Here is a 6,513-nt window from a genome sequence, read left to right as displayed (position 1 = left end):
TACTTGGTATCAAGTGATATAAGTTCTTTAGTTCTGCCTTTAAATTTTCCTTTGCTTCATTGCCATCAAAATCTTTAGCACCTTCTAATAATTGATGCACAAAACCTTGGGATTGAAAAATCTTAGCTTGTTCTGTCTTTAATTCAGCATAACTAATTCCCACTATAACCGCCTCTTCTGCTTTAGTTCTAATGCTGAGGTTATACAAATAACCTTTGTTCTTGATCTGTGTTATAGCTTCATCAGCAGTATGACCTTCTCCTTTAAACTCAACAACTACTGGAACAGGTTTAGGATTTATCCTACCATTTGCATCTTTTGTACGTGACATAAGTATTAAATCTGCACGTCCGTTACCTGCAGCACGTTCAACATAACAATTAAGACCATAACGATATTTAAAATTTAATGCTAAAGCTCCATAAACAAACCCATGATATGCTGCTTCTGAGTTGCCCAGTGAAAACTTTCCCTGATTACTTTTGTATATTTCGGCCAGTTCAAGAAAAATTTCTCTAATACCAACTATTACTTGATCTATACTCTTATCAGAAAGCTGTTTAAATGCACCTTCAAGACTTGTAGACCGACCTATATTGATCTCCTCAAATTCACTAGTTTGAGATGGAGAAGACACCAAATCCTTAAATTTTTCTTTTACTCTATCTCTTTGTTCTCTATATAGTTCGAATGACAGGTTGCCTAAATCTTCTTCAGTACGCATATGAAACGAATACTCATTTATATCTGTGTTATCTATGTCAGAGATCTCTAGTGTTTTTGCTATCTCTTTAAGTTCATCATCATTATAACAATATTTCCGTTTTAAATCCCCATAACCTGTAATTTGATCATTTGTAAAAGCTCTAAGAACCACTTGTTTTCTTCCACTTTTTTCAAGAAAAAAGCATAGTTTTACAATGCTAATCTCATTTTTCAATCCCTCTACTTTCAAATTAGTACGCTTAATATACACCTTATTGATGCCAAGCTTTTCTACTAGACCACTATTAGGAAGGGTTAAAATCGATCCTAATATGCTATGAATAAAAAACTCAGGACTAGATGTTGAACCAATATTTGGAGTTTCACGAAGAAATAAACTAAACTTTTCAGCAAATCCCTTAGGTGCATCGAAATTTACTGAGAGAACAGGGTTACCCTTACTGTTACCTGGATTAATTGGTTCAGTGAGTAATAATTCTATTAACTCAAGCTTGTGTTCAATATGTTTCGCTTCAGCTGTTGCTCTTGGCATTTTCTTATCTATTTCTTCATACTGTGTGTCACTTCCTCAAGTTCTATACTACGAAGTTTCTTTGCTGGACTACTTTCTTCTCCTTCTATTCCTCTCTTTTTGTCATTTTCTTGAATAAGATTATCCAGTAATTGAAAAAACTTATCCCATTTATCTTTCCTCTTTGTAAATTCCTCTCTTGAACAACACCATGTTATACGTTCTTTAAATTCCTCCCTAAATTTTACCATTTCATTTTTTGATGATATACATTCTCGAATGAAGAACTCAATAAATCCCCCCCTATCACCATAAATCAAATCTTGGCAAATATCTTGCCCCCTACTACAAAAAATAAGCCTTTCTTTCTCTTTGGGAGTTGCATCTTGAAAGATCAGTTTGATATTTTCCACATCTTCAACCTTAAATAAGTCTAGTAATAATAACCCACCTGATCCGCATTTATCTATTACATGTTTTGTGTGAGTACTAGGACCTTGCTGCCAAAATATTCCAAAGAGCTTTTGATAATTGTAATCTTTATTACCATCTATCATCTTATTAACGATTACTCTCAATAAACAATCATAACCTTCTTCAGAAAGGAAAGCCCACATATGCTGCGCTGTTTCCATAAAAAAACTCTGCCATGGCCAATCCAAAAAGCACTTTAGCACTTCATAAGAGCAGCTCTTGAACACTTCCATTTGTTGTTCTCTATCCATTTCTGAAAGTAAAAAGCACAAAACATCAATATAATTCTCCCTGGAAAAATCTGTAAACTCACTAACACAGTCACAACGTCTTTTTGCCACATATTCTGCAGTTCTTACTAAGACCTTATCTTTTTCTTCAGGAGTTAACTTTTGTAGGAAATATCTGGTTGCTGCTTCATTGCCACTAACTGCTGAACGTCGAAATGCATACTCATAATGAGTAACACTATCATCTTGACAATATCTTCTTATTATATCGCCTAACTGAGCTGTTTCTTCTTCTATATGATGGGACCAGAACGATACTAGAGGTGATTCATTTATTCTTATTTTCCTAAGATCTTTTCCATAGAGTTTCCTACCACTGATTTGTTTCCATAGGGTGAGAATGTTATCTTCTAAACAATAAGTGCATGCTAATCTATAGCGCTTAGCAATATCTAAATTTTCATCTTGCACTAATATCTTTGCTGTTTTCTCTTTATCAATAGTGCCTTGTGGTGTCCAACAAAGCTTGCTTAAGCTTGCTCTAGCATCTTTGCCACCTAAAAGATTTTTATGATATTGTTTCCATATGAGTATCTGCCAACCTATTGCTTCAACAAAACTTGATAGTTCCTTTTTTAACAATTCTGGCAGCGGAAGTTTTAGTACCTTTTTTATCACTTCATCCTCTACCTTTTGCCATTCTCTTTTTCTTTCACTGACATTTAGGATTGGTGATGAGAAGTAAAACTTTGACGCTAAATCCCAGGCATCATCTTGATTCCATAACGTAATAGCTATTTCCACAAGAGCTTTATGCTTAAGTGATGGCATTAGAGTGTAATTCATTACCTAACCCGATTAAAATACTCAATATACTATGATTTTCTATCGGTTCAAGATAAAACACAGCTAAAAAATTGTGTAAAGTTTAACGGCACAAAAAAAATTCTATTAACCCCAACTATGGGTTAGAAAGAAGTGAAAAAAGGCTGGAAAGTGGGTAAACTCCAAGTAATTCTTTCAATTTAGGAGATTACCTATGAAGAAAGATATTACAGAGCCCAACTTTCGAATGTGTGCCAAACCTTGATTCATCAAAGAAAAATAGCTCTTTTTCTGGATACTTGCCAATAACTTCATTGAGATTTTTTTTTGAATTCCTCTTGTTTACTTTTATCTTGTACGTTGTGTACTGGTCTTGGTGTAATATATGAAAATTTCATCTTTTGTATATGGCGGTGTACTGTAGATTTGCTGATATTTAATCCGAACTTTTCCTGGATTCTTATTCTCATTTCTTTAATGGTAATATTAGGATTTTCTTCTATCCATGCTTCAACTTGCTGTAGTTGAGCCTGATTTAATTTAGTTCTTTTACGGCGTTGTGGAGGAGCAAACAGTTTTTCTTCTCTGCCAAATTTTAAGAATTTTATCCACGAAGTTAGTGCGCTTCTTGAAATGCAATATATTTTTGCTACAGCCGTTATACTATGCTTTTTTGCCGCAATTACAGCATTTAGTTTTTTTGAAACATATGCATTGTTCCTTACTTTCTTCAGCATTTCTTTTCCTCACTTTTTCATCCAATAATTTTGATCTTAATGCCATTTAAACCTCGCTACTTCACTTACTTTAGTATGGCTTTTTTTCCATTATTGTCTATCCGTTCTTTGTATAGTGGGAATGGGAATTGGTATTACTTAATAAATTTACTGATATCGGTATGCCTCTTTTCGAATTTGCCTTGTAAATTCCTTCCATCTCTACATCTTATTGACAGCTATGCAACAAAGCCATTCAGGATCTGCATTATTGTTTAACAGAATTTCGACAATTTCTCTGTAACCTTTTTGAGCTGCAAGGTGTAATGGTACACAATCCTGATTTTCAAGTTAGCATTTTCTCCATTATCTAGCAGCATTTTAGCTATCTGATTCACAATACAAGAGTTCTATTTAGAGCTATTTTCAAAAATCTTTGTGCTTTGTATATGTAGCTTATATTTGTTTGGAATGCTTGACTCCTGATTTATAAAATGCTATCATTAATGATACTACAATGTGTAAAGTGAGGAGGTTATGAATCTTAGACTAATTCAGGAAGAAACAAAAGAAATTCCATTTTGCACAACTCCTTATTCATTGCATTATGAAATTCGAAGGCCACTAATGGAAATGTTTGGGCTAGGGTCTAAAAAAGGCTGTTGTTCTAATCCGTACACTGGGAAGTGCATGATAACTGATAATAAATTAGCCCCTATTGTGCAGCTTACACAAGGAGTGGATGCGGATATAGTAATAGATAACACAACTAAAACAGTATATGCAAAAGAGATTAAAAATAAACAACAAAAAATAGATTTAATATATGATAAGGATCGTATTGGCGCAAAAGAAGTGCATGATATTCAGCTTCTTAAGGCTGGTAAAAGAGTAACAATACCATCTAAATATAAAAGTTTTGAAGATTATAGGAGAGAGCTACAGAAAAAATCTTCTTATATAGTTATAAGGGCTGAAGTAACACAACATTTAGATCATTCAGGAAAGCTGCTGAATGATCCTATAGAAAGCGTTGTTCATTATACTACTTTTCCTAAGTTAAAAGGAAATACCTTAGACTACAAGTATTTTGCTAGAAGTCGAAAGTTAATAGGTAGCAGAAAATCTGAGCTACAAGATAAGTTTAAAAACGTAGTAAAACTGAATGCCTTAATGGCTGCCAAACATAAAGAAGGATTAAGCATTGTGGTACCTAATGCTTTTTTGAGTGGTTTGAGTAATGATGAGCAAAAAGAAGCAAAAATAGCTTTTGTCAATGCAGCAATAGAAGCTGCTAAGGAAATAGAGCAAGATAGTGGAAAATACTCAGGATTTTGTGGGATATTTGTCAATACTGGAAATACTCAAGATTTAAATAAGCTGATAAGCGACAGTGGCATCAAAAGCATTGCTATTAATTATGGTGATCTTAGCGCGCCAAGTAGGGTATCAAAAGAAGGAAAGTTTGCAGAATCTATAATGGGTGAGGGAGTTGGATACGTTGGTAATGGTGCATTATCCGCACGAGGTAATATTGCAGTGGAGGAAAATCTTACTAGAAGAACGTTAGGAGAAACTGTGTTAATGTTTAGTGGAGCATTTAATGAAAAGGTGCTAGATAAAAATTGTTACAGGGGAGAAAATGTGAAATCTGACAGAGTACAAAATAAGACACAAAACATTCAACGTCACAGGTCAACTGTGTATTTCACTTTATCAGCATCTCTTTCAGCTTTGATTATAGCATTAGCATTTGTGACACAAACATATATATTTTTAGCAGCACTTATTGTACCTGCAGTAATTGGACTATGTGGGTGGTCATTATATGAGAAAGAAAAAGGAGATAAACCTAGCTCTAATATTCAAAATAATGTAAAAGCAGAGAGAGCCCTTGATAGTTATAGGGATACACAAACGAACTAGAGCACTTTGCTTATGTACTTATTTAATTTCAGTGTTTGCTATTTGTTTTTTATCCCATTGCTAATACCAATACTCATTGTTGGTAGGTCAAATAGGAGAGATTGCAGATGTAATAGTTTAGACTTAATCTGACAGGGTAATAAAGTAAGATAAAAATATAAACAAATTTTAAAGGAGTGTCAGATATGAGTACAACACAAGAAAAAATACTAAAATCAAAGTTGGGGTTGTTAGAGCCCGTCTTGAAACTGAGTAGAAAGAAGTTAAGAAGTATGGTATAAGATATATTTTAAGATGTACCAAGCGACATAAGTGACAAAGAATGGAAGATAATAGAGCCATATTTTGAACCTTAAAAGACCGGCAGAGCAAGAAAACATAGTATTAGAACAATTGTTAACGCAATCCGCTATATGATGAGAACAGGATGTCAATGAAGACAACTGCCTAAAGATTTTCCACCATGGAAAACCGTGTATAGTTGTGATTCGCGCTTAAAAAAAAGTGGAATATGGCAAGAAATTCATGATTTTCTAGTTAAAAAAGTAAGAGAGATAATCGGTAAGAATGAAACTCCATCAGTGGGAATAATAGACAGCCAGTCAGTAAAAACGACTCAAAAAGGGGATCGAGAGGGATACGATGCTGGAAAGAAAATAAAGGGCAGAAAACGCCATATCATTGTAGATACTGTGGGTCTTGTAATTGCTGCTGAAGTACACAGTGCAAGTATTCAAGATCGCGATAGTGCTCTAGATCTTTTTGCTCAGGCTAAATGCAAAGCCCCAACCTTACGAAAGTTTTTTGCCGATCAAGGGTACACAGGTAAATTACAAAATCGATGTTTATTGGAAACTGGATGTTTGCTAACAATTGCCAAGAAATTGGTTGATACAGGATTTCAGATTATTCCTAAACGTTGGATCGTAGAACGGACATTTGCCTGGCTTTCCAATTTTAGACGTATCTTACTATTACCCACAAATATAAATGGACATAAAAATAAAGTATTACAACATTAAAGTTTGCAAACATTGAGGGTAAAAAATGGCAAACAGGAATAATGAATGGGCTGAAAATGAATTTGGAGATGCTGTACTTGGAG

4 protein-coding genes and 2 pseudogenes are annotated in these 6,513 nt (G+C 34.1%); 2 read left to right on the top strand and 4 right to left on the bottom strand.

Annotation, left to right across the window (positions count from 1 at the left end; genetic code table 11):
• The 4 genes and pseudogenes from ACJ5GX_RS00180 to ACJ5GX_RS00165 form a co-directional block, all read right to left on the bottom strand.
• Positions 1–1,258: PD-(D/E)XK nuclease domain-containing protein (locus ACJ5GX_RS00180; protein WP_495292562.1), on the bottom strand; the 1,258-nt coding region annotated here is incomplete at its 3' end.
• An 8-nt stretch (positions 1,259–1,266) separates the two neighbouring features.
• A complete protein-coding gene (locus ACJ5GX_RS00175; protein WP_149168922.1) occupies positions 1,267–2,787 on the bottom strand; it encodes a hypothetical protein in 1,521 nt (506 codons plus the stop codon).
• A gap of 214 nt (positions 2,788–3,001) precedes the next feature.
• Positions 3,002–3,549: pseudogene (locus ACJ5GX_RS00170) on the bottom strand (IS630 family transposase); the annotation flags it as partial.
• A 155-nt stretch (positions 3,550–3,704) separates the two neighbouring features.
• Positions 3,705–3,806 (bottom strand): annotated as a pseudogene (locus ACJ5GX_RS00165) (hypothetical protein); the annotation flags it as partial.
• A 213-nt stretch (positions 3,807–4,019) separates the two neighbouring features.
• On the opposite strand from ACJ5GX_RS00165, the gene ACJ5GX_RS00160 reads away from it, so the two are divergent.
• Together ACJ5GX_RS00160 and ACJ5GX_RS00155 are read left to right on the top strand one after the other, a co-directional pair.
• On the top strand, positions 4,020–5,408 hold the full coding sequence (locus tag ACJ5GX_RS00160) for a hypothetical protein (RefSeq protein ID WP_230609174.1): 1,389 nt from the start codon (positions 4,020–4,022) through the stop codon (positions 5,406–5,408).
• 443 nt (positions 5,409–5,851) lie between these two features.
• Positions 5,852–6,430, top strand: a complete 579-nt coding sequence (locus tag ACJ5GX_RS00155; RefSeq protein WP_265013680.1) for an IS5 family transposase — start codon at positions 5,852–5,854, stop codon at positions 6,428–6,430.
• Positions 6,431–6,513: the final 83 nt, after the last annotated feature.

The organism is Wolbachia endosymbiont of Tuta absoluta (assembly GCF_059414725.1).
This window is presented reverse-complemented; position numbering and strand designations above follow the sequence as displayed.